A 22,013-nucleotide genomic window follows, 5' to 3' on the forward strand; every position below is an offset into this window, starting at 1 on the left:
CGAGAAGCCCGGCGGAGACCGGCCCCCGGCCGTTCTCCGCCGGCCCTGGCAGATTTCCCCTCGAGCCGGAGTCCTCGCCGTGACCGCCTTCGCCCCAGACTCGCTGGTCCTCAACCGGAAGCTGCCGCTGTGGTACCAGGTGTCCCAGTCGCTACGCGCCTCGATACTCGGTCGGCACCCCGAGGAGCCGCTGCGGCTGCCGACCGAGGACCGGCTGGCCGAGCACTACGGCGTCAGCGTCCTCACCATGCGCCAGGCGCTCAAGGAGTTGGAGAACGAGGGCCTGATCAGCCGGCACCGGCGACGCGGCACGTTCATCGAGCCCGCCGCGCAGCGCGGGGCCCCGGTACGGCTGCTGGGCTCCGTGGACGCCATCGTGGCCCAGCAGTCCGGCGGGAGCAGCACGCTGCTGGGCCACGGTCCGGCCCCGGTGTCAGCGGAGTTGGCGGAGCACTTCCCGGATCTCGCGGAGGTGGTGGAGTACCGGCGGCTGCGCAGGGAGGAACCGGACGGCGAGCCGACCAACTGGGCGGAGAACGCGGTCCGACCGGAACTGGCCGAGCGGGTGGACCTCGGCGCGCTGGCCCGCTGGCCGATGACGAAGGTGCTGCGGGATGTGGTCGGGGTGCGGATCAGCCGGATCACCGACACCGTGGAGGCCCGGCTGGCCGACCCGGAGACGGCGAGGCTGCTGGAGGTACCGCTGCTCAGCCCCATCCTGCACTACACCGGCGTGAGCTACGACGAGACCGGGCGGGTGGTGGACGTGGCCCGGATTCGCTACCGCGGCGACCGCTTCTCCTTCACGGTGACCCTGGAGGCCTGAGCCTCCTCGCAGCCGGGTCCTGCCGTCAGGCTCTGACGAGCGAAGCGCCTCGGTGGCGTCCTGGGTCTCCCGGAGCCTGGCGCTCTGCGACTCGGCCGGTCCGCTGCCCCGGTCCGCAGAGGTGGCGGGCTCGCCCCGGCATCGAGGGAGCGGGTCTTCTCGTTCACTGGCGGAATCCCGGAGGAGGGCGCCTTCCCGGAGGAGACGGCCACTCCCTGGGGGGCCAGCCCCTCGCGGAGGGGGCGGGGTTCCCTCCGCGAGGCGGGTCAGCTCGCGAAGAGCGAGCGGCGCAGCCTGCGCAGCGGCGCGAGGAGCGAGACGCGCGGGCGGCGGACCGTCCGGGTGCGCGACACCTCGCGCGAGGCGATCTCCCGCATCAGCAGGGTCGCCTCCTCCGTCTCCCGCTGCGGTACGGCGGGGCCGGACAGCACGGCGAGGTGACGGTCGATACGCGTGCTGGAAGCGCTGCTCCGGCAGTTGATGGCAGGGACTCGGGCCCTGCTCGGCATTGTTATCTGTTCCATGACACTCCCCACCCTGACGAGGGCACCCCGGCCCGGGCAGGGCCAACCCTACCCCGCTGTCTCCTCACCCGCGCATCCGCAGCCACCGGTTCACCTTCGGTACACGGGCGTTGACCGTACGAGCCGAACTCCGTTGCACAGACGGCGACTTACCTCTCCATACCCGGTTTCGCCGGAGGCCACGCGGCTCAACCGGAGAGCAGCTTTCCGGGCGGAGTTGTCCTGAACCGTTCGTTCCGCACCGGTTCCCTCCCCCTCGCCCCCTCTGCCCCGAACAGCGCCCGCAGGAGCGAGCCCCTGGAAGGCGCCCTCCACCCCACCGCGTCGGCGAGGCCCCGACGGACCGGGCTGACGACCGGAGTACCGGATAGCCGGTGGTCACCGCTCGCGCCCAGGCAGCAGGGGCGGTCGAGCGGGGACGCCGACACGGGTGCGGACGGCCCCCCGAGCGGCGACCGCCCCCTCGAAGCCCCGTGCAGGCCGCCGGGCGGTAGGGGCGGGAACGCGCCACCTCCGCAGGCCGGCCGCTCCGAAGCCCTTCGGATCCCGGCCCCTGATACGGAAGGAGGCCCCGCGGACGGGGCCTCCTCTACCGGATCTCCGGGTACCGCAGCGGCCTCAGGCGGCCGAGTTGAGGGCCGGGAGGTAGCCACCGGACTGCCCGGCGGCCGTCGGGTGGTAGGAGTCGCCCAGCGGGAAGGTGACGCTGTGCAGCCAGGAGTCGCCGGAGCAGATCTCGTGGCCGGTGAAGTTCCCCGCGACGTCACCGAAGCCGAAGCCGTGGTCGGCGGCGCGCTTTGCGATGACGGAGTTCAGGTCCTCCGAGGCCTGGTTCAGAGCCGCCCGCTCGGTCTCGCTCAGCCCGACGATGCAGGTGCCGCCCATCTTGTAGAGACGGGGGTAACCGAGGACGACGACCCGGGCGGAGGGCGCCTTGCTGCTGATGGCCGAGTAGACCTGGTCGAGCTTCCCGGGGAGGGAGCTGTTCAGCTCGGCGCGGGCCCGGTCGATTCGGGCCAGGCAGTTGCTCTCGCTCTGCAGCACGCAGGTGGTCATGACGTCGGCGAAGCCGATGTCGTTGCCGCCGATGCTGATGCTGACGAGTCCGGTGTTGGCGTTGAGCGGGCCGAGCTGGTTGGACAGCACGTCCCCGGTCACGGCGCCGGAGCAGGCGGTGAAGTCGAAGGAGGAGGGCGAGTTGGCGGCGGCCCACAGCTTGGGGTAGGCGTTCGCGCTGCGCTTGCAGTCACCGCTGCCGCTGTCGTAGTTGCCCGCGCCGACACCGGAGGAGTAGGAGTCGCCGAGCGCCACGTACCCGGTGGCGGCGGCCTGATCCGCGGCCTGGGCGGTACCGGCGCCAACCAAGCCGATCGTGGCGGACATGACAACTGCGGCCACAGTGGCCGCAATGCGCGTAAATCTCATGCGGGGGGCTCCTTGGGGGGTCTCTGCGGCATTCGGACACACAAAATGTTGAAGCCGTGTCCATGCCAACAGTCGGCCCCCTGGCGGGTCGAGCGCCACCAGGGGGAACAACATCTCCACAATCTCTACGCAACCGGGTGCCTTCTCAGCCACCATCACGCTGATTCTGGCAGGAAGTTGACACCCCGTCTCAGCCGTCGACCAGCTTGTACGGTCGCTTTCCACGGGCTGCGGACGACCCGCGAGCAGCCCCACCGCCGTGGGTGGCCGGGTGGGTCGCCGCGAAGGGTACGGAGATCATCCCGACCGCCGCGGGGCCGGCACCCCGGCCCGCTCCGTCAACTCCCGGCGTAGGCCACGCGCAGCGCGTCCTCCACCAACGCCCGGGCCGCCGCCTGGTCGAGCCCGAGCCGCCGCGCCCGCTGAGCGTAGAGCTCGGCCGCCGCGGCGGCCTCGCGCTGCGGTCCCTCGGCCGCCGCGATCAGGGTGCCGTTCCGCCCGCGGGTCTCGATCACCCCGTCGGACTCCAACGCCCGGTACGCCTTGGCCACCGTGTTCGCCGCGAGCCCGAGTCGTTCGGCGAGCGCGCGGATGGTCGGCAGGCGGTAGCCCACCGGAAGCGCACCCGACCGGGCCTGCTCCGCGATGCTGGCGCGTACCTGCTCGTACGGCGCCGCGGAGGATTCGGGGTCGACGGTGACCTTCAGGCTCACGGATGGTTCTCCTCGTACCTCAGGGAAGTTCGGGCCACCATGTTCTCCCATCCTGGGAGGGCCACCGTTCCACCGCCCGCCGTCGACAACGGCGTCCGCCCGCTTCCACCGGCCGGGCCGGACGGCCTCGACCCGCCGGCCGCGCTCCGTCGGGGGATTCCGGTGCGGCCGGCGGGTCGAGGGGTATCGCGCCGCTCAGCGGCGGGGCTCGGCACCGCTCCCGTCGGGCTCCTGCTCGGTGCCGGCTCGCACAGCGGCTTCCGCGGGGGGCTCCGAGGCGGCGGACTCGGCCGCGCCCACCGGGCCGTCCGGGCTCGCGGAGGAACTCCGCCCTCGGACCGCCGCGGCCAACCGCCGCAGCCACGGCCAGGCGAGGATCACCGCGATGACCGTGTAGACGGTCACCGAGAAGGGCGTGTTGAGGAGACCGGAGACGCTGCCGTCGCTGAGTTGCAGCGCCCGGCGCAGTTGCTGTTCCGCGGCCGGCCCGAGGATCACCCCGATGATGGCCGGCAGCACCGGCAGCCCGAAGCGCCGCATACCCAGCCCCACCAGGCCGATGGCCAGCAGCAGGATCAGGTCCAGTGCCTCCCCGCCGACCGCGTAGGCGCCCACCGCGGCGAAGAAGAGGATTCCGGCGTAGAGGTAGGGCCGCGGGATACGGAGCAACTTCGCCCAGACGGGTGCCAGGGGCAGGTTGAGGACGAGCAGCAGCACCATGCCGACGAAGAGTGAGGCGATGAGCCCCCACACCAACTCGGGCTCCCGCTCGAAGAGCAGCGGGCCGGGCTGGATGCCGTACTGCTGGAAGGCGGCGAGCATGACGGCGGCGACCGCCGTGGTCGGCAACCCGAGGGTCAGCATCGACACCAGGGTGCCGGCGGCGGAGGCGGAGGCCGCCGACTCCGGCCCGGCGACGCCCTCGATGGCGCCCTTGCCGAACTCCTCCGGGTGCTTGGAGAGCCGCTTCTCGGTGACGTAGGAGAGGAACGTGGGTATCTCCGCGCCGCCGGCGGGGATCGCCCCGAAGGGGAAGCCGATCGCCGGCCCGCGCAGCCACGACTTCCAGGTGCGGCGGAGTTCCGCCCGGCCCAGCCAGGGGCGGCCCACGGGGATCGGCCGTCCGGAGGTGCGGCGCAGATGGGCCGCGACCCAGAGCGCCTCGCCGATGGCGAAGAGCCCGACCGCCACGATCACCACGTCGATGCCGTCGGCCAGGTGCAGCGAACCGAAGGTGAGCCGCTGCTGACCGGTCATCTGGTCCAGGCCGATGAGCCCGATGGTGAGTCCCACCAGCAGGGCGGCGAAACCGCGCACTCGCGACCTGCCGAGCACCGAGGTCACCGCGATGAACGCCAGCACCATGATGGCGAAGTAGTCGGGAGCGCCGATGTCGACCGCCAGCGAGGCCACCGTCGGCGCGAGGACGACCAGCAGGATGGTGCCGATCATGCCGCCGGCGAAGTGGCCGATCGCGGCGGCGGCGAGCGCCTGCGCCCCGCGCCCGGAGCGGGCCATCGGATGGCCTTCGATGGCGGCCACCACGGCCGCCGTCTCCCCCGGTGTGTTGAGCAGGATGGAGGTGGTGGAGCCGCCGAACATCCCGCCGTAGTAGATGCCGGCGAACATGATGAACGCACCGGTGGGGTCGAGACCGTAGGTGACCGGCAGCAGCAGGGCGACCGCCATCGCCGGCCCGATGCCGGGCAGGACGCCGATGGCGGTGCCGAGCAGCACCCCGACGGCGGCCCAGAGCAGGTTCAGCGGGGTGAGCGCCGTACCGAATCCGTCGAGGAGGGAGTTCAGGGAATCCATCTCAGAGCACCTCCATCAGCGGGCCGCCGGGCAGCGGAACGCCCAGCAGGTTGTTGAAGACCAGAAAGGTGAGCACCGAGAGGCCGGCGGCGATGAGCGGGTCCCGAGTGGCGTTCCGGCTGCCCAGCGCGAACGCGGAGCCCCAGAAGAGCAGCGCGCCGGAGGCGGGGAAACCGAGCGGTTCGATGAGGACGGCGTTGCCGAGGAAGATGCCGGCCAGGAGCAGCACCGTGCGCCAGTCGCCCGGCGCGGCCAGGTCGACGTCCTCGCCCCCCTCGGCCTCTCCCCTGCCGCCGCGCAGGACGTCGGCCGCGAGCAGCACGGCGACCAGCAGGAGCAGCCCACCGATGAGGAACGGGACGGTCTTCGGACCGACCGGGCCGCGCTGGGTGAAGTCGGTCTCCATGGTGATGGCGTCGGTGAGGACGAGCGCCCCCAGGGCCAGCAGCATCACGCAGACACCGAGTTCGGCGCGGCCGCGCAGCCACCGGCGGAGACCGGTCGGCGGGGCGGGAGCGGGGGCTCCGTGCGGTGCGGACTCGGGCGCGGTCCCGGTGGTTGCCGGCTCCGCTTCGCCCCGTGACGCCCGGTTCTCCTCCTGCGGCCTCGCCCCGCTCACAGCCCCAGCTCCTTCAGCACCATGTCAACTCGCTTGTCCTCGTTGTCGAGGAAGCGCCCGAACCGCTCACCGGTCATGAAGGCGTCGGCCCAGCCGTTGCGCTTCAGCGCCTCCTTCCACTGCTCGGAGTCGTGGAGCCGGGTGAACAGGCCGATCAGCTTCTCCCGTTCGGTGTCGGAGAGGCCGGGTGGAGCGACGATGCCTCGCCAGTTGGTGAACTCCACGTCCACGCCCAGTTCCTTCAGGGTCGGCGCGTCCAGCCCCTTGATCCGCTCCGGGCTGGTGACCGCGAGCACCCGCAGCTCCCCCGCCTCGATCTGGTCGAGGTACTCGCCGACGCCCGAGACACCGAAGGCCACCTTCCCGCCCAGCACCGAGGCGAGCAGCTCGCCTCCGCCGTCGAACGGCACGTAGTTGACGGTCTTCGGTGCTATCCCGGCGGCCTTGGCCATGAGCATCGGCGCGAGGTGGTCGGGGCCGCCGGGCGATGAGCCGCCGCCCACCGGCACCGAGCCGGGCTTCTTCTTCCAGTCGCGCAGCAACTGGTCGAAGCTGCGGTACTCGGAGTCCTTGGCGACCACCACGATGTCCGGCTCCTCGGTGAGCCGGGCGATGGGCGTGGTGTCGGCGAGCGTGGACGGCGAGTGGTTGGTGTGCACGGCGCCGACCACCCCCAGGCCCATCGACATGGCGAGCCTGCCGTTGCCGTGCTCGCCGACGAGCCGGCTCAGTCCCACGGTGCCGCCGGCGCCCGGCAGGTTGAACACCTCGACCCCGTGGTTGAGGCCGGCGTCTTCGATACTCTTGGCCGCCGTACGGGCGGTGATGTCGTAACCGCCACCGGGGGTGTTGGGCACCATGAAGCGCAGCCCGGGGATTTGGGTACCGCCTTCGGCACCACTGCCGGAGGTGAGCAGCGGTGGACCGAGGAGCACGAGCAGCACCGCCCCGAGAAGGGCCAGGGGTGTGCGCAGACGCACAGGAGACACCGCCTTGTCCAGATGAGCTGTGGAAGAGAGGGTCGGAAACGGGCCACATGCTGCCGGTGGCCTTGACCCGCTGTCTTCCTTCCGGTCGTAAGGGATGTTGTGGTCGTTGAGTTCAGCTCCGGAGGCGGAGCGCGCCAGAAGCGGCGGATGACCGAAGTGCTGGTTGTCGACGACGACTTCATGGTCGCGAAGCTGCACAGCCGCTTCGTGGCCGCTCTGGAGGGGTTCGCGGTGGCCGGGGTCGCGCACAGCGGAGCGGAGGCGCTCCGAGCTGCCGAGCGGCTCCGGCCCGATCTCGTCCTCCTGGACGTCTACCTGCCGGACATGGACGGCATCAGCGTGCTGCGGGAGTTGCGCGCGGCCGAGGAGCGGCGCGCCGGAGCGGACGGTTCCGTGCACCACGCCGACGCGCTGTTCATCACGGCTGCCCGGGACGCACACGTCGTCCGGGCCGCGCTGCGGGCCGGAGCGGTGCACTACCTCATCAAGCCGTTCAACCGGACGGCGCTCCAGGAGCAGCTGCGGCATGTGGCCACTTTGCGTTCCCGGTTGGACCGGTTGGGCGAGGCGAGTCAGGAGGACATCGACCAGATCTTCGGCCCCCGGCCCCCCGGCTCCCGGGGGCTGCCCAAGGGGCTGGCGGCGCCGACGGCCGAGTTGGTGGCCCGGACCCTCCGGCACCATGCGGCGGGTCTGTCCGCCTCGGAGTGCGCGGAGGCCGGGGCACTGTCCCGGGTGAGCGCCCGCCGCTATCTCGAGTACTTCGCGGCGACCGGCCGGGCGGAGGTCACGCTCCGCTACGGCGGGACGGGACGGCCGGAGCGGCGCTACCGCTGGATCGGCTGACCTGCCCCACCGACCGCCTGCCCCACCGACCGGGCGATCGCCGGCAGCCACGACGCCCCGCCCCGGGATCCGGCGGCGGCTCCGGGAACCTGCACCAGCGCCGGACCCCCGTTCCGGACCTGAGCCCGGGGTTGACACTGGTGGGCTAGCGTATTCAACCGTCGCCGGTTCTCGGGGAAACGAAGGCAACGCTGACGCTGTGCAGTGAGAGCAGCTCGGTGGCCCGTCACCTTGCCCAGGCCGGTCGCTTTCACCCCCTCGTACCTGTTGGAGGCCCTCAACTCCTTTGGGGCACCGCAGGTGCGTTTCGAGCTGCTGGGCCCCGGTCAGCGAACACTGCTGAGCGGTGTGCCGGATGCGGGCGGCGTACCGCGCGAGGACCATGGCCATCTGCTGACGTCCGTGCGGCAACCGGGCTGACCCGGCGGGTTCCCGGCAGCCGAGCCGTCTGCCCGTCCCACCGTCCGCCACGGCACTGCCGGCTTCGGGTCTTTCGGCACCGGAGAGGATCAGGCCGCGTCCGCGCCGGGATCGGGGGGCGAGTCCGCGGTCGGGGTCCGGTTCCGGTCCGGGTCGAGGGCCGCGGCCGGGCGGACGGCGGAGAAGCCGAAACGGGCCCGGGCCCGGTCGGCGGCGGCCTCGATCCGGCGGGACTTGTCATCGGCCGGATCGAAGCTCAGCTGGTGGACGGCGCGTTCGGCGTCGGTCAACTCCTCGGCACGCAGGGAGAGCGCCCGCACCCGGGCCCGCTGGAGCCCCAGCGCCGCGTGGAGTGTGTAGGCGGCGACGGTCAGCACCGGGGTGTGCGCGGTCGGTTCGGCGAGGACCCGGCTGCGAGTGGTGGTGGAGCGGTCGGCATAGCGGACGGTGAGCGTCAGCGCCCGGGTGACCTGGCCCTCCGCACGCAGCCGGGCGCCGATCCGGTGGGCGAGGGTGAGCAGTGCTCGTCGGCGGTGGTCCGGATCCAGTTCATCGTGGTCGAAGCGGTGTTCGGCGGCGGTGGAGCGGGCCGGGGCGTTGGGGGTGACGGGGGTGGGGTCGATGCCGCGGGCCCGCTCGTGGACGCGGCGGCCCGCGGCCGGGCCGAGGATGCGCTGGAGGGTCGCGGGCGGTGCGGCGGCGATGCGGTCGGCGCTGTCGAGCCCGTAGGCGCTCAGGGCGCGAGCGGTCGCCGGCCCCACGCCGTACAGGGCCTCGGCGGGTTGGCCGGCCAGGAAGGCCGCGACGGCCTCCGGATCGTCGGGGACGGTGCGGATCGCGCCGGCCGGCTGGTTCGGCCTGTGCGGCGCGGCCCCCGCCATCCGGGCGAGCAGGGGGTTGGGGCCGACCCCGATGCTGCAGTCGACGCCGTAGTGGGCGAGGGCGCGCACTCTGAGCAGCGCCCCGATGCCGGTGGCGTCCCGGCCGAAGTAGCGCACCGCACCGCGGACGTCCGCGAGCGCGGCGTCCGGGGGCAGCGCTTCGACGACGGGGGTGAGTTCGGCGAGCAGCGCGAGGAGTCCGCTGTAGGTCTCCGCTCCGAGCCCGCCGGCCTCGCCCCGGCCCTCCTCCGGGTGCCGGGCCCCGCCGTGGTGGAAGCGCACGTACAGCACCCGCGGGGCGCCTGGCGGGGTTCTTCCGCTCCGGTCCGGCTCCGGCTCCCGCTGGGCGGGGGCGGCCGGCGGGGCGGTCCCGCGCTCCGGGACTTCTCCGTTCATCCCGCGCTCCCCGGGCTGGAGTGCCACAGTTTCCGGCCGGTGGGCGTGCCGTTCCCGGCGGGCCGGAGGTCCGCCCAGGGGTGCATCGCGTAGCCGGTGGGCAGTTGGATCCGGCGCTCGTCGGGGGCGTCGGCCGAATCTGCCCCGCCGTGGTGCGGGCCGGGTCCGTCGGTTCCGAACGGGTCGCAGTCCCGCTCCGCCAGCCGGGCGGCGACGGCCTCCAGGCCGCCTTCGCGCCGCAGCTCCGCCAGTTCGGCGAGGTCCCAGACGCGGGCTCCGACAACGCTGAAGCTGCGCGGTCCGCGCCGTTGGAGGGTGCCGCGGACGAGCAGCAGCCAGGAGTGGAAGACGGTGTGGGCGCAGGCCTCGTGGCTGTCGTCGAAGAAGGCGCAGTCGACCAGGCCCGTTCCGTCGTCGAGGGTGGTGAAGATGACCCTCCGGCCGGAACGGATCGGCGGTGTCTGGGTGGCCGCCTTGGCCCCGGCGACCAGGACGGTCTCCCCGTGCCGGGTGACCGGCAGCCGCTTGGCGGGGAGCGTGCCGAGTTCGGCCAGCAGGTCGGCGTGGTCGTTCAGCAGATGTCTGGAGGCGTCCATCCCGAGCACGTTCAGCTCCGCCCCCAGGCGCTCGGCGGCGTCGAGGTCGGGGAGCCCGGCAGGCTCCGTGGGCGGGGCCCCGGCGGCGCCGTCGTCCAGTGGGAGCTGGTCCGCGTGGGCGGCCGGGGACCGCTGCTGGCGGTGGAGTTCGGCGATGTGCAGCAGCAGGTCGCGGCGGTTGGTGCCGAACGCGTCCAACGCGCCGACCTGGGCGAGTCGTTCGGCGACGGTCCGGCTGGGCCGGGAGCGCTGCCACAGGTCCGGCAGCGAGGAGTACGGCTGTCCGGCGATGATCCGCTCGGTCTCGGCCTCGCTGATGCCGTGGACCTCGGAGAGTGCGAGCCGAACCCCGAACTCCCCGCCATCGGACACCAGTTCGATTTTATAGGCGGCCGCCGACCGGTTCACGTCCAGCGGGAGGATCGGCACCCCGTGTCGCCGCGCGTCCGCCAGCAGCAGCCGCTTCGGGTACATCCCCGGGTCATGGGTGAGCACTCCGGCGTAGAAGGCGGCCGGATGGTGCGCTTTGAGCCAGGCCGACTGGTAGGTGGGCACCGCGAAGGCGACCGCGTGCGCCTTGCAGAAGCCATAGCTGCCGAACGCCTCGACGATCTCCCAGGTCTGCGCGACCGTTTCGGTGGAGTAACCGCGCACCGCCGCCTCGCGCGCGAACCAGGCGCGCACCCGGCTCTGCCGCTCGGCGTCGGACAGCGCCCGGCGGGCTTCGTCCGCGAGCCCCGGGTCGCAGCCCGTCATGATCTCCAGGATCCGGATGATCTGCTCGTGGAAGACGACGACACCGTAGGTCTCCCGCAGCGCCGGCTCCAGGTCCCGGTGGGGGTAGCGCGGCGCTCGGCGACCGTGCCGCGCCTCGATGAACGGCCGGACCATGTCGGCCGCGACCGGGCCGGGCCGGAACAACGAGATGTCGACCACCAGGTCGTGGAAGTCGGCCGGACGCAGCCGGCCGATCAGATCGCGCTGACCGGGCGACTCGATCTGGAAGCAGCCGAGCGTCTCGGTGGACCTGATCAGCTCGTAGGTCGCCCGGTCACCGGTGGGCACCTGCTCCGGGTCATCCAGGTCCAACTCCTCCCCGGTGGCCCGCCGGACCTCCGTGACCGCGTGCGCCATCGCCGACTGCATCCGCACCCCGAGGACGTCGAGTTTGAGCAGCCCCAGCTCCTCCACGTCGTCCTTGTCGAACTGCGACATCGGAAAGCCCCCGGCCCCCGGCCCCGTGGTCGACCCCGCGCTGGTGACCACCGGTGTGCGGTCGTGCAGCGAGGTGTCGGAGAGCAGCACTCCGCAGGGGTGCATCGCGATCCCGCGCGGCAGCCCGTCGAGGGCTTCCACCAGCTCCCACAACCTGCCGTACCGCTCCCGCTCCGCGGCGACCGAGCGGAGTTCGGGCAGCTCGTCGAGGGCGGCGCGGGCGTCCCGGGCACGGATGTGCGGGAAGGACTTCGCGAGCCGGTCGATCTCCGCCGGGTCCATCCCGAGGGCCGCCCCCACATCCCGGATCGCATGCCGGACCCGGTAGGTCTCGGGCATGGCGACGGTGGCCACCCGCTCCGCTCCGAAGCGGTCGAAGATCGCCCGGTAGACCTCGAGGCGGCGGGCGGACTCGACGTCGATGTCGATGTCGGGGAGCACGGCCCGGCGCTCCGACAGGAAGCGTTCCATCAGCAGGCCGTGTTCCACCGGGTCGGCGTGGGCGATGCCGAGCAGGTGGTTGACCAGGGAACCCGCCCCCGAGCCACGGGCGGTGACCCGGATGCCCAACCCCCTGGTGTCGTCGACGACCCGGGCGACGGTCAGGAAGTAGGAGGCGAAACCGAGCCGTCCGATGGTCCGCAGCTCACTCTCCAGCCGCTCCCACCGGGTCCGGTCGCGGTCGTGGCCGCGCAGCACCATGGCGGCGGCGCAGCGGGACCGCAGGGTCCGGTCGGCGGTGCGCCGCCCGGCGCCGACCAGATGTGGTTCGGGGAAGTGCACGCCGCCCAGCCCGATGTCCTCCTCGGGGTCGACGGCGCAGCGGGCCGCGGTCCGTTCGGTCTCCGCCAGCAGCCGGTGCGCGCTCTCCCGCCGGCCGCCCGCCGCCTCCGCGACCGCTCGGGCGACCCGCGCCATCTCCGCCTCGGGCTTGAGCCAGCGCTCCCCGCTGTCGAGCGAGTCGGTCCGGCGCAGGTCTACGGGGACGAGCCGGCGGGCGGCGTCCAGCACGTCGGCGACCGGGCCCTGGCCGGGGTCCGCGTACCGCACGGCGTTGGTCAGGACGGCCGGCACCCGCTGTTCGGCGGCGAAGCCGAGGGTTCGGGCGGCGAGGCGCAGCGATCCGGGGCCGCTGCCGGTGTGGCCGGCGCGGCGGTGGTGGACGACCTCCAGCCGGAGCGCTTCGCCGTAGACCTCCCGCCAGGGCTCCAGCAGCCTGGCGGCCCGGTCCGGGCGGCCGGCGCTCAACGCCCTGCCGACCTCGGACTCCGGCCCGAGCAGCACGGTCAGCCCTCCGCTGAGAGGTTCGAGGTCCTCCCAGGCCAGCAGCGGGTGTTCCGGGTTCCGATGGGCGGCGGAGACCAGCCGGCACAGGGCGGCCCAGCCCCTGGCTCCTTCCCGGGCCAGGAAGACCGCGCGAGGGGCGGACTCGTCGACGAAGGCGCCGCCACGCACCGGCGTGCGGCGGCGCACGCCACCGGAGAGCGGTCGCGGGGTCCGCTCCCGGACCGCCAGGTCCACCCCGAACAGGGGGCGTACCCCGGCCGCCGCGCACGCCTTGGCGAACCGCACCGCCCCGGCCAGCGTGTCCCGGTCCGCCAGGGCGAGCGCGTCCATCCCGCGCTCGGCGGCGCGTTCGGCGAGTCGCTCCGGGTGGGCGGCTCCGTACCGCATGGAGAAGCCGGAGACGGCGTGCAGATGCGTGAATCCGGACATCCGCGCCTCCTGCCGCTCCCACCCCCTGAATCGACTGTTTCCGCTCCACCATAAACCAGATATCGAACGTTCGTACGATTGGGGGTTCGGGTCCACCCGGGCGGCCGGGCAGCCGCGCTACGGCGGGCAGAAAAACGCCGGCTCCCGGGACACGGTGCGGGCCGAGTCCCGGGAGCCGGCTGCTGCTCGCCCGTGCTCCCACCAGGGGTGCGACTGCTGCGAGGCGTCACCGCCGCCGTGCGGCGGCGAGGCGTCAGCCGATCTCGACGCCGTACGCCTGGAGCACCTCGGGCACCGGCTGGAAGTAGGTCGTACCACCCGAGGAGCAGTCACCGCTGCCGCCGGAGGTCAGACCCAGCGCCGTGCTGCCGGAGAAGAGCGCGCCGCCGCTGTCGCCCGGCTCGGCGCAGACCGTGGTCTTGATCAGACCCTCGACCGAGCCCTCCTGGTAGTTGACGGTCTCGTCGAGTCCGGTCACCTCCCCGTCGTGCACCTGGGTCGTGCTGCCGCTGCGCTGCACGCTCTGGCCGACGGTCGCGTCGCCGGCGCTGCTGATCGACTGCGCACTGCCGTTGTAGAGGTTCACCTCACTGGGGTGCGCGATGCTGGAGGTGTACTCCACCAGCGCGTAGTCGTTGCCGGGGAAGCTGGACTCCACGGTGCTGCCGATCTCCCCGCCGCCCTGCGAGTCCGACCAGCTGGAGACCGCGTTGCCGCAGTGGCCGGCGGTGATGAAGTACGGCTCGCCGCCCTTGACGACGTTGAAGCCGAGAGAGCAGCGGGAACCACTGCCCCAGATGGCGTCGCCGCCCGCGATGAGGGGCGTGAGCTCGCCGCTGATCCGCTCGACGGCCGCCTTCCCGCCCAGGCCCTCGACCACCTTGGTGAGCTTGGCGAGCTTCGCACCCTCGACCGTGCTGTCGGCGGTGACGACGACCTTGTTGAGCTTCGGGTCCACCGACCAGGAGGTACCGGGGATGGTCGCCTCCTCCTTGAGGGTCGCCCGGGCCGAGTTCAGCTCGGCGAGGGAGTGCTGGACGACCTTCGCCTCGGCACCCTCGGCACGCACCTTGCCGGCCGCCGCCTCGTCGAGCACGTTGACCACGAGCCGCTTGGCCTTGGCGTCGTAGTACGAGCCCGCGGCCTGGTCACCGAGGTCGGAGGTGAGGGTCGAGGCCAACTTCTGGGCGGAGGCCACCGAGAGCGCCTCGGGGCTCGGGGTCTGGGAGGCGCTGGCACTGGACAGGGAGAGCCCCGTCGCCACCAGGGCCGCGATCCCGGCTCCGGCGATCGCCGTGCTCCGCTTGGTGATGCGTCGATGCTTCAACTTGAACCTCCAGTGGGGGGTTGGGCCCTCGCTGTGGGGGAGCACCGGGCCCGGAGGAGTGTTTGTCGCGTTTTTGCCACACCGACATGACCGCTCGTCAGCATTAGTCATTGCCGGTGACGCCGCCGAGTATTCCCACGGAGATCGGTAGCACACAAGGCCGAATTCAGGCCCCGAAGGGGAAGGCGACCAGGACTTGACAGCGGGCCTGCGAACACCTGTCCCGCAGGTCACCCGGGTCCCCCGCGTCTCCCGCCGCACGGATGGTTCTTCGCCCCCGGAGCCGCCGACTGGCCGATAATCGACTCTTCCTACGGATCGGGCCGGGCCCGAAGACGGCGGGCCAGCCGTAGGGCGCCTCAGCCCCGGCCGCCGGACTCCCCGCCCTCGGAGCCCTCACCGGATCCGGAGTCCGGCTCGGAGTCGGGGCGCCCTCCGACGTCGCCGTTTCCGAGACCGGCGACGCCGAAGTCGATCCCGCCCTGGGGGCCGGTGCCGAGTCCGGCACCGAGGTCCCCGGGGCCGGTGTCCAGGCCCGGCACCACGCCGGTCTCCGGGCCGTCGGCGACCTCCGGGCCGGCGTCCGCGGGACCGGGCGCCTCCGGTCCGGGGCCACCGGTCGGCGGCCCCTCCCCCGCTCCGTCCTGCTGGGCCCGCTCCAGAAAGCGCAGCAGCTCCACCGGGAAGGGCAGCACCAGGGTGGAGTTCTTCTCCGCCGCCACCGCCACCATCGTCTGCAGCAGCCGCAGTTGTAGCGCCGCGGGGGTGGCCTCCATCTGCCGGGCCGCCTGCGCCAGCTTCTTCGAAGCCTGGAACTCGGCATCCGCGTTGATCACTCTGGCCCGGCGATCCCGGTCCGCTTCGGCCTGACGGGCCATCGAGCGCTTCATGGTCTCCGGCAGCGACACGTCCTTGATCTCCACTCGGTCGACCCGCACCCCCCATCCGACGGCGGGGCTGTCGATCATCAGCTCAAGGCCCTCGTTCAGCTTCTCCCGGTTCGACAGCAGATCGTCCAGATCGCTCTTGCCGATGATCGAACGCAACGAGGTCTGCGCCATCTGGGAGACAGCGAAGCGGTAGTCCTCCACCTGCACGACCGCGTCGGCGGCGTCCACCACCTTGAAGTACACCACCGCGTCGACCCGCACCGTCACGTTGTCCCGGGTGATGCCCTCCTGGCCGGGCACCGGCATGGTGACGATCTGCATGTTGACCTTGTGGAGCCGGTCCGCGAACGGAACGATCATCGTGAAGCCGGGCCCCCGGACCTGGGGCAGCAGCCTGCCGAGCCGGAGCACCACCCCGCGCTCGTACTGCTTCACCACCCGAGCCGCCGCCATGAGGTACAGCGCGACGCAGACCAGAACCGCGACCACCGCTGCCACAAGATCGTCGACCACCACGGCCACCCGCCGTCCATATCGCGCGTATCATCCCATGAGCCCGCTTCGAGCACGTTAGCCCGATATGCCCGTGCGGCGGGGGCGGCTCAACGGGTCGCGCCCCGGGACGCGCGGAAGAGCCCCCGTCCGGTGGACCCGGACGGGGGCTCCGCAACCCTGTCGGCCCGCGAGGGCCGGCCGAGTCAGCTGATGGTCAGGCCGTAGGCGCTGAGCGCCTCGGTGACCGGCTGGAAGAAGGTCGTACCACCGTAGGTGCAGTCGCCGCTGCCGCCGGAGGTCAGACCGATCGCCGTGTTGCCGGACCGCAGCGAGCCACCGCTGTCGCCGGGCTCGGCGCAGACGTTGGTCTGGATCAGACCGGAGACGATGTCACCGCCGCCGTAGTTGACGGTGGCGTTCAGACCGGTGACCGTGCCGCTGTGGGTCCCGGTGGTGCTGCCGTGACGGGTGACGGACATGCCGACGCTGGCGTTGCCGGCACCGGTGATCGTCACACCACCGGCGGTGCCGGGGTGGCTCACGCCGGAGTTGTACTGGATCAGGCCGTAGTCGTTGCCCGGGAAGCTGGAGCCGACCGTCGGGCCGATCACGGAGGAGCCGCTGGAGTTGGCGTACCAGGTGCCGGCGCCGTCGGTGCAGTGACCAGCGGTGATCAGGTAGTAGGTGCTGCCGCTGTGAGCGTTGAAGCCCGCGGAGCAACGCCAGCTGCTGGCGTAGATGGCGTCGCCGCCCTGGATCATCTTGGTCATCTTGCCGGCCGTGCGCTCGACCTTGATGGCACCGGCGTCAGCGCCCACGGTGCGCTTGATCTTGGCGATCTCGGCCTCGGTGACGGTGCTGTCCGCGGTCACGACAAGGGTGTTGGTCGCCTTGTCCACGTGCCACGCGGTGCCCGCGACGTCCGCGTTGAGCACGGCGTCGCTCGCGGCCGAGAGCTGCGAAGCGGAGTAGGTGGTGGGCTTGGCGTCAGCGTTGGCGGCCGGGACGGCGATGGCCGCGGCGGCCGCGACGCCCGCCGCGACAGCGATCAGCCGAGTACGTCTGGCACCGTGGGGGGTAGTGCGCTTCATCCTCACTCCTCCAAGAGGGGAACCTCGGACCTGTCTGGGTTGGACAGACCCGTGAGGCGCAGTCAGTGGACACCCGAGTGTTCCGGATTCTCGTTGTGCCCCTGACAAGCGCTGTGGGGAGTATTCGGCGGCCGGCCACTCGGCCGCAAGGGGTGCTTTCGGCCTGCCCCTGGCCGCATGACCTGCCACGCGAGCAGGCCGCCGGAGCCGGCGCGCCCCTCGCCCGCCGGCCGCCGCCGGTCGCCGATTCGCCACGGATCGCGGGCTACCGCTGCTAGAGCAAAGAATCCCGTGGCGGCGAGGAGGAAGAGGGGCCGGATCGAGCAGCGGCCGCCGGCCCGCTCAGGACATGCCCGAAGCCCGGAACTCCATCCCACGCCGGGCCTCTGCACGCCCCGGAACGGACCCAGCAATTCCGGTTCACCCCGATGAACAGCTCATCACACGATCGGTCGCTTCGGCGAAGCTGACTCGCCGTCACTCGTCCGGAGTCATGCCTCGGCAGCGGGCCGGGCGGAGCGCCGCCTCCCGGCTCCGGAGATCGACGATCAACGCCCGCCGGCGCCAGCAATCATCGGTCATGGGACGCCAGCACCCTTCCGTCCCATATAAAGAGTGGCTGATTTTCGCCCCTGAGGTTCCGCTGAGCGGTGGACCTCTCGGCGGACAGCGAACATTTGACGTCGAGTCGGCGTACGCGAGCTCCGCAGCCGCCGACCGCCAGACTGCCCTCCGACTCCCCCGGGGCTCGCGGCAGCGCCCCTCAGCAGTGGCGCCGCGCACCGTCTCCCGTTTCACCGGCGGCCGGTCGAACCGGCCGCTCGTCGCCGCGGCGAGGCCGATCCGGCACCGTCCGCTTGGCGAGTCCGGGTCAGGAGGCCGCCTCGGCCCCTCACACCGGTCCGCCCCAGGACGGTCTCGCCGCGCCTCCGTCAGACCGGCCAGCGGACCCGGCACCGGCACGCGGATCGCATCCGCTGGCCGCTGCCCCCGCGACAACCCGATTGGAACGAGCCACCTGGAAAGAGGACTTCGGCCATTCCGTCCGACCGATCCGCCGGCCGGTGCCGGGCGTCAACCGCCCAGGAGCCGCCATAGCCACGGGTGACACACCCGCCGCCCTGTCCATGAAGTCACTCTTTTGATACGGCGTATCTCAAGGAATTACGGGTAGCGGGCCGTCAGCGGAGTTATTCAGCCGGAACCTTGATTCCTCGCCACCCGTTGTGCACCAGTACCGTCACGAAAAGCATGTGCGGGGGCCATCCCCTTGGCGCATCATCCGCATCATGGACGACGATGGAGGAGCGGACGGCAGGGACCGCATGTGAGAGGAGGCGTCCATGGGATCGGTGCGCAAGGCGAGTGCATGGTTTGGCCTCGTCGATGACAACGATGACGAGCGCTACTACGACGACGACTACGCCGAGGGGCCCGAGCACGGCGACGCCTGGGTGACTGATCCGCGGGTGCGGGTGGCGGACGAGTCCGCGCAGCAGCAGGGGAGCCGCATCGCCACCGTCACCCCCGACAGCTTCCGCGACGCCCGGGGCCTGGGTGAGCTGTTCCGGGAGGGCGTCCCGGTGGTCGTCAACCTCACCGCCATGGACCCGGCCGACGCCAAGCGCGTGGTCGACTTCGCCGCGGGCCTGACGTTCGGACTCCGCGGTTCGATCGAGCGGGTCGCCACCCGGGTCTTCCTCCTCACACCGCCCGACTACCGGATCGTGAGCGGCGAGGCCACCGGCCGGGCGGTCGAGGGCGGGTTCTTCAACCAGAGCTGACCGCGGCGGGGCCGCTCACCGGAACGCGTCGAGCCCGGTGAGCGCCTTGCCGAGCACGAGTTGGTGCATCTCGACGGTGCCCTCGTAGGTGAGCACCGACTCGAGGTTCGCGGCGTGCCGCATGACGGGGTACTCCAGGGAGATCCCGTTGGCCCCGAGGATCGTGCGGGCGGTGCGGCAGATCTCGATCGCCTCGCGCACGTTGTTGAGCTTGCCGAAACTGATCTGTTCCGGGCGGAGCCTCCCGGCGTCCAGCCGCCGGCCCAGATGGTGGGCGAGCAGAACGCCCTTGTGCAGCTCGACCGCCATGTCCGCGAGCTTGGCCTGGGTGAGCTGGAAGCCCCCGATGGGACGGTCGAACTGCACCCGGCTCCCGGCGTACTCCAGGGCCGCCTCGAACGAGGCGCGGGCGGCGCCCATCGCCCCCCACACGATGCCGTACCGCGCGTGGTTGAGGCAGCCGAGCGGCCCGCGCAACCCTTGGACCTCCAGGGCGGAGTCGGCGGGCAACCGCACCTCGTCGAGGATGAGTTCGCTGGTCACCGAGGCACGCAGGGACATCTTGTGCCGGATCTCCGGGGCGGAGAACCCCGGGGTACCGGCCGGCACCAGGAACCCCCGGACTCCGTCCTCGGTCTGGGCCCACACCACGGCGACCCCGGCCACGGAGCCGTTGGTGATCCACATCTTGCGGCCGGTGAGCACCCAGTCGGTGCCGTCGCGGCGGGCGCGGGTCCGCATGCCCGCCGGGTCCGACCCGTGGTCCGGTTCCGTCAGGCCGAAGCAGCCGATCACCTCGCCGGCGGCCATCGCGGGCAGCCAGCGCTGCTTCTGCTCCTCCGAGCCCCACCGGTGGATCGCGTACATGGCGAGCGAGCCCTGCACGGACACCAGGGAACGGATCCCGGAGTCGGCGGCCTCCAGTTCCATGCAGGTCAGCCCGTACTGCACCGCGCTGGCTCCCGCGCAGCCGTAGCCGTCGAGGGACATCCCCAGCGCGCCGATGCTCCCGAGCTCCCTGGCGAGTCCGCGGATCTCCGGGACCTCACCGCTCTCGAACCACTCGGCGATCCGCGGCAGCACCCGGTCGCCGGCCCACTGCCGCACGGTGTCCCGGACCGCCAGGTCCTCCGGGCTCAGCAGGTCGTCCACACCGAGCGGGTCGCTCGGGTCGAAGGCGGGGAGGGAAGATGCGGACATGGCTCGACCTCTCGTCATGGCTTCCGGGCGCAGACGCTACGGGCGAGTAGGGAACCTGTCCAGCACGGCTCAGGGGCGAACGGCGGTGCGAGCGGCGGGCCGGCCGGGATCGGCACCCCGCCGCGCCGGCGGGAGCATCGTGGAACGCCCGGCTCCGGAGGGTTCCCCCGGCCGTTCCCCGTCGGCTCCGGGTGCGGCGGCCGACCGGGCGGAGGCGGCGGGGCGCTCGGTGTCCGCGCGGCCCTCGCCGCACTCCATGTGGCGTGGCAGCCGCAGCGCCGCCGCAGCGCCGACCAGCAGCAGTCCCGCACTCACCACGAGGGTGGTGTGCAGACCGTGAACGAAGGCCACCCGGGCCGTCGCGCGCAGGGCGCCCGCGGCGGGGCCGTGGAGTCCGCCCGCCACCTCGTAGGCTTCGGCCAGCGAGTTGCCGGCCGCCCTCCCGGAGACACGGGGCACTCCCGGCACGGTGGCCACGGCCGGCGCGTACACGGCGTTCATGACGCTGCCGAGCAGGGCTATGCCGATGCCGGCCCCGAGCTGGTAGGACGTCTCGCCGATGGCCGCCGCCGTGCCCGCCTGGTCCGGTGGAGCGTCGCTCAGCATGGACTCGTAGGCGCCGAAGAGCGTCATCTCCAGGCCGAAGCCGAGCAGCAGGAAACCGGCGATGAGCGGCGCCGGCCGGTCCTCCTGCCCCGTCCACAGCAGCGAGAGCACGGCCGCCGCGGTGAGCAGGAAACCCAGCGCGACCATGGAACGCGGGCCGAGCCACTGGAGCAGGCGGGAGCCCAGCAGCCCGGCGGCCATCGCGGCACAGGTGAGCGGCACCATCCGCACCCCGGTCTGCAGCGGGGAGAGGCCGAGGACGAGTTGCAGGTACTGGGTGGCGATCAGTTGGAGGCCGACGAGCGCGAGCATCGCCAGCACGATGCAGCCGACGGAGGTCCCGAAGGCCGGCCGGCTGAGCATGGCCAGATCCACCAGGGGGTAGCGGCGGCGGCGCTGCCGCCGGGCGAAGAGGACGAGCAGCAGCACCCCGGCGATCAGCGGCAGGGCGGTGGCGGGGGCCAGCAGGGCGGCGGCGCCGCCGACCCGTTTCACCCCCAGCACGACGCCGAAGAGTCCGGCGGCGGCCAGCAGCGCGCCGAGCACGTCCCACGGCCCGTCCCGCTCTCCGATGGACTCCGGGAGCAGCCAGCGGCCGGCGAGCAGGCAGGCCGCCATCAGCGGGATGTTGATCAGGAAGACCGAGCCCCACCAGAAGTGCTCGAGCAGGAGCCCGCCGAGCAGCGGCCCGACGGCGGCACCGACGGCGGCGACCGCGCTCCAGATGCCGATGGCCATCGCCCGCTCCCGGCGCTCCGGGAAGACCTGCCGGAGGATGGAGAGCGTCGCAGGCATGATCATCGCGCCGCCCACCCCGAGCAGGGCACGCGCCGCCACCAGGACGTGGGGGGTCGAGGCGAGGGCCGCGATGGCCGAGGCCAGGCTGAACACGCCGTATCCGAGCAGCAGGACCCGCCGTCGGCCGACCCGGTCGCCGAGGGTTCCGAAGAGGATCAGGAGGGAGGCGGCGACCAGTGGGTAGATGTCGACGATCCACAGCAGGCCGGTGGCGCTGGGGCGGAGGTCCTCGGTGACCGCCGGCACCGCCACGTGGAGCACCGTCGCGTCCAGGGCGACGAGCAGCAGGCTGACGCAGAGCACCACCAGCACGGCCCAGCGGTTGACTCCGCCGGCGCCGAGCCCTCGCCGGTGCCGATGCCGGGGAACGTCCGCCGCCCGCTGCTCACGGGCCGTGGTCGTCCCGGACATGCACGCACCTCCCAATGTGTCGCGCCGCGCGCTCGGCAGACCCCGACAGGGCGTTTCTCATTTCCCTGCGGTCCGGCATCGAGCGCGGGTGAGTTGTCAGGGTACGCGAGGGGCGGAGGAGGAAGAGTGGCCAGGTTCACTTCCTGTCAACACGGCGACCTCCCGGAGCACCACTCCTTCGACGGCTTCGGCGCGGCCGCTCCCCCGGTACGGCTTCCGGACGGCGGCCCCCCGCCGACAACGCCGGGATCATCTACCGAACTCAAGTTCGAACGCGCTGGTCACGGTCGCACCCGCCCCTCTCCACGCCCTGCCGGGCGGTGATTCCACAGCGGATTTCCGGCCAGCCGGACGGCAATCGACCGCACCGGGCGGAGAACAGATTCGAGGGTGTGAAAGAAATGTTCGACGATCTCCTCACGAAATTCAC

The 22,013-nt window shown here is 72.2% G+C and carries 16 protein-coding genes; 3 read left to right on the forward strand and 13 right to left on the reverse strand.

Annotated features, from left to right (window positions below):
* The first annotated feature begins 79 nt into the window (after window positions 1-79).
* Window positions 80-826 carry a GntR family transcriptional regulator gene (locus BGP73_RS11985; RefSeq protein WP_069814269.1) on the forward strand — a complete coding sequence of 249 codons (747 nt, stop codon included), beginning with the start codon at window positions 80-82 and terminating at the stop codon, window positions 824-826.
* 266 nt (window positions 827-1,092) lie between these two features.
* Here the strand turns inward: BGP73_RS11985 and BGP73_RS11990 are convergent, their stop codons facing one another.
* The 6 genes from BGP73_RS11990 to BGP73_RS12015 all read right to left on the reverse strand — a co-directional run bounded on the left by BGP73_RS11990 (window position 1,093) and on the right by BGP73_RS12015 (window position 6,902).
* A complete protein-coding gene (locus BGP73_RS11990; RefSeq protein WP_069814270.1) occupies window positions 1,093-1,350 on the reverse strand; it encodes a hypothetical protein in 258 nt (85 codons plus the stop codon).
* 618 nt (window positions 1,351-1,968) lie between these two features.
* Entirely contained in the window at window positions 1,969-2,775 is an 807-nt protein-coding gene (locus BGP73_RS11995; RefSeq protein WP_069814271.1) for an SGNH/GDSL hydrolase family protein, read from the reverse strand.
* 338 nt (window positions 2,776-3,113) lie between these two features.
* Window positions 3,114-3,488: a GntR family transcriptional regulator gene (locus tag BGP73_RS12000; protein WP_069814272.1), complete on the reverse strand. Its 375-nt coding sequence runs from the start codon at window positions 3,486-3,488 to the stop codon at window positions 3,114-3,116.
* 195 nt (window positions 3,489-3,683) lie between these two features.
* A complete protein-coding gene (locus BGP73_RS12005) occupies window positions 3,684-5,303 on the reverse strand; it encodes a tripartite tricarboxylate transporter permease (protein ID WP_079127454.1) in 1,620 nt (539 codons plus the stop codon).
* A 1-nt stretch (window position 5,304) separates the two neighbouring features.
* Window positions 5,305-5,922 (reverse strand): tripartite tricarboxylate transporter TctB family protein, encoded by a 618-nt coding sequence (locus tag BGP73_RS12010; protein WP_069814273.1) that lies wholly within the window; start codon window positions 5,920-5,922, stop codon window positions 5,305-5,307.
* Window positions 5,919-6,902 carry a Bug family tripartite tricarboxylate transporter substrate binding protein gene (locus BGP73_RS12015; RefSeq protein ID WP_069814274.1) on the reverse strand — a complete coding sequence of 328 codons (984 nt, stop codon included), beginning with the start codon at window positions 6,900-6,902 and terminating at the stop codon, window positions 5,919-5,921. Before BGP73_RS12015 ends, BGP73_RS12010 begins: the two co-directional genes overlap by 4 nt.
* A gap of 156 nt (window positions 6,903-7,058) precedes the next feature.
* Here BGP73_RS12015 and BGP73_RS12020 point away from each other — a divergent pair, with 156 nt between their 5' ends.
* A complete protein-coding gene (locus tag BGP73_RS12020) occupies window positions 7,059-7,757 on the forward strand; it encodes a response regulator (protein WP_069814275.1) in 699 nt (232 codons plus the stop codon).
* A 509-nt stretch (window positions 7,758-8,266) separates the two neighbouring features.
* Here BGP73_RS12020 and BGP73_RS12025 read toward each other — a convergent pair.
* The 5 genes from BGP73_RS12025 to BGP73_RS12045 form a co-directional block, all read right to left on the reverse strand.
* A complete protein-coding gene (locus BGP73_RS12025) occupies window positions 8,267-9,454 on the reverse strand; it encodes a DNA polymerase Y family protein (protein WP_079127471.1) in 1,188 nt (395 codons plus the stop codon).
* Window positions 9,451-12,981 (reverse strand): DNA polymerase III subunit alpha, encoded by a 3,531-nt coding sequence (locus BGP73_RS12030; RefSeq protein WP_069814276.1) that lies wholly within the window; start codon window positions 12,979-12,981, stop codon window positions 9,451-9,453. Before BGP73_RS12030 ends, BGP73_RS12025 begins: the two co-directional genes overlap by 4 nt.
* 253 nt (window positions 12,982-13,234) lie before the next feature.
* Window positions 13,235-14,308, reverse strand: a complete 1,074-nt coding sequence (locus tag BGP73_RS12035; protein WP_069814277.1) for a S1 family peptidase — start codon at window positions 14,306-14,308, stop codon at window positions 13,235-13,237.
* 359 nt (window positions 14,309-14,667) lie between these two features.
* Entirely contained in the window at window positions 14,668-15,711 is a 1,044-nt protein-coding gene (locus BGP73_RS12040; RefSeq protein WP_069814352.1) for a slipin family protein, read from the reverse strand.
* Between the two features lie 185 nt (window positions 15,712-15,896).
* Entirely contained in the window at window positions 15,897-16,790 is an 894-nt protein-coding gene (locus tag BGP73_RS12045; protein ID WP_069814278.1) for a S1 family peptidase, read from the reverse strand.
* Window positions 16,791-18,127: 1,337 nt separating this feature from the next.
* Between BGP73_RS12045 and BGP73_RS12050 the strand changes: the two genes are divergently transcribed.
* Window positions 18,128-18,568 (forward strand): cell division protein SepF, encoded by a 441-nt coding sequence (locus BGP73_RS12050; protein WP_069814279.1) that lies wholly within the window; start codon window positions 18,128-18,130, stop codon window positions 18,566-18,568.
* 15 nt (window positions 18,569-18,583) lie between these two features.
* Here the strand turns inward: BGP73_RS12050 and BGP73_RS12055 are convergent, their stop codons facing one another.
* Complete coding sequence (locus tag BGP73_RS12055; RefSeq protein ID WP_069814280.1) at window positions 18,584-19,768, reverse strand: acyl-CoA dehydrogenase family protein; 1,185 nt, start codon at window positions 19,766-19,768, stop codon at window positions 18,584-18,586.
* A 69-nt stretch (window positions 19,769-19,837) separates the two neighbouring features.
* A complete protein-coding gene (locus BGP73_RS12060; protein ID WP_069814281.1) occupies window positions 19,838-21,583 on the reverse strand; it encodes an MFS transporter in 1,746 nt (581 codons plus the stop codon).
* Window positions 21,584-22,013 lie beyond the last annotated feature (430 nt).

Source organism: Streptomyces sp. TP-A0874, assembly GCF_001748085.1.
Lineage (GTDB): Bacteria > Actinomycetota > Actinomycetes > Streptomycetales > Streptomycetaceae > Streptomyces.

What these genes read in the sequence shown, in the direction of transcription:
- BGP73_RS11990 (WP_069814270.1), bottom strand. Translation starts at nt 1,350, where the DNA reads ATGGAACAGATAACAATGCCGAGCAGGGCCCGAGTCCCTGCCATCAAC.
- BGP73_RS11995 (WP_069814271.1), bottom strand. Translation starts at nt 2,775, where the DNA reads ATGAGATTTACGCGCATTGCGGCCACTGTGGCCGCAGTTGTCATGTCC.
- BGP73_RS12005 (WP_079127454.1), bottom strand. Translation starts at nt 5,303, where the DNA reads ATGGATTCCCTGAACTCCCTCCTCGACGGATTCGGTACGGCGCTCACC.
- BGP73_RS12020 (WP_069814275.1), top strand. Translation starts at nt 7,059, where the DNA reads ATGACCGAAGTGCTGGTTGTCGACGACGACTTCATGGTCGCGAAGCTG.
- BGP73_RS12025 (WP_079127471.1), bottom strand. Translation starts at nt 9,454, where the DNA reads ATGAACGGAGAAGTCCCGGAGCGCGGGACCGCCCCGCCGGCCGCCCCC.
- BGP73_RS12030 (WP_069814276.1), bottom strand. Translation starts at nt 12,981, where the DNA reads ATGTCCGGATTCACGCATCTGCACGCCGTCTCCGGCTTCTCCATGCGG.
- BGP73_RS12050 (WP_069814279.1), top strand. Translation starts at nt 18,128, where the DNA reads ATGGGATCGGTGCGCAAGGCGAGTGCATGGTTTGGCCTCGTCGATGAC.
- BGP73_RS12055 (WP_069814280.1), bottom strand. Translation starts at nt 19,768, where the DNA reads ATGTCCGCATCTTCCCTCCCCGCCTTCGACCCGAGCGACCCGCTCGGT.
- BGP73_RS12060 (WP_069814281.1), bottom strand. Translation starts at nt 21,583, where the DNA reads ATGTCCGGGACGACCACGGCCCGTGAGCAGCGGGCGGCGGACGTTCCC.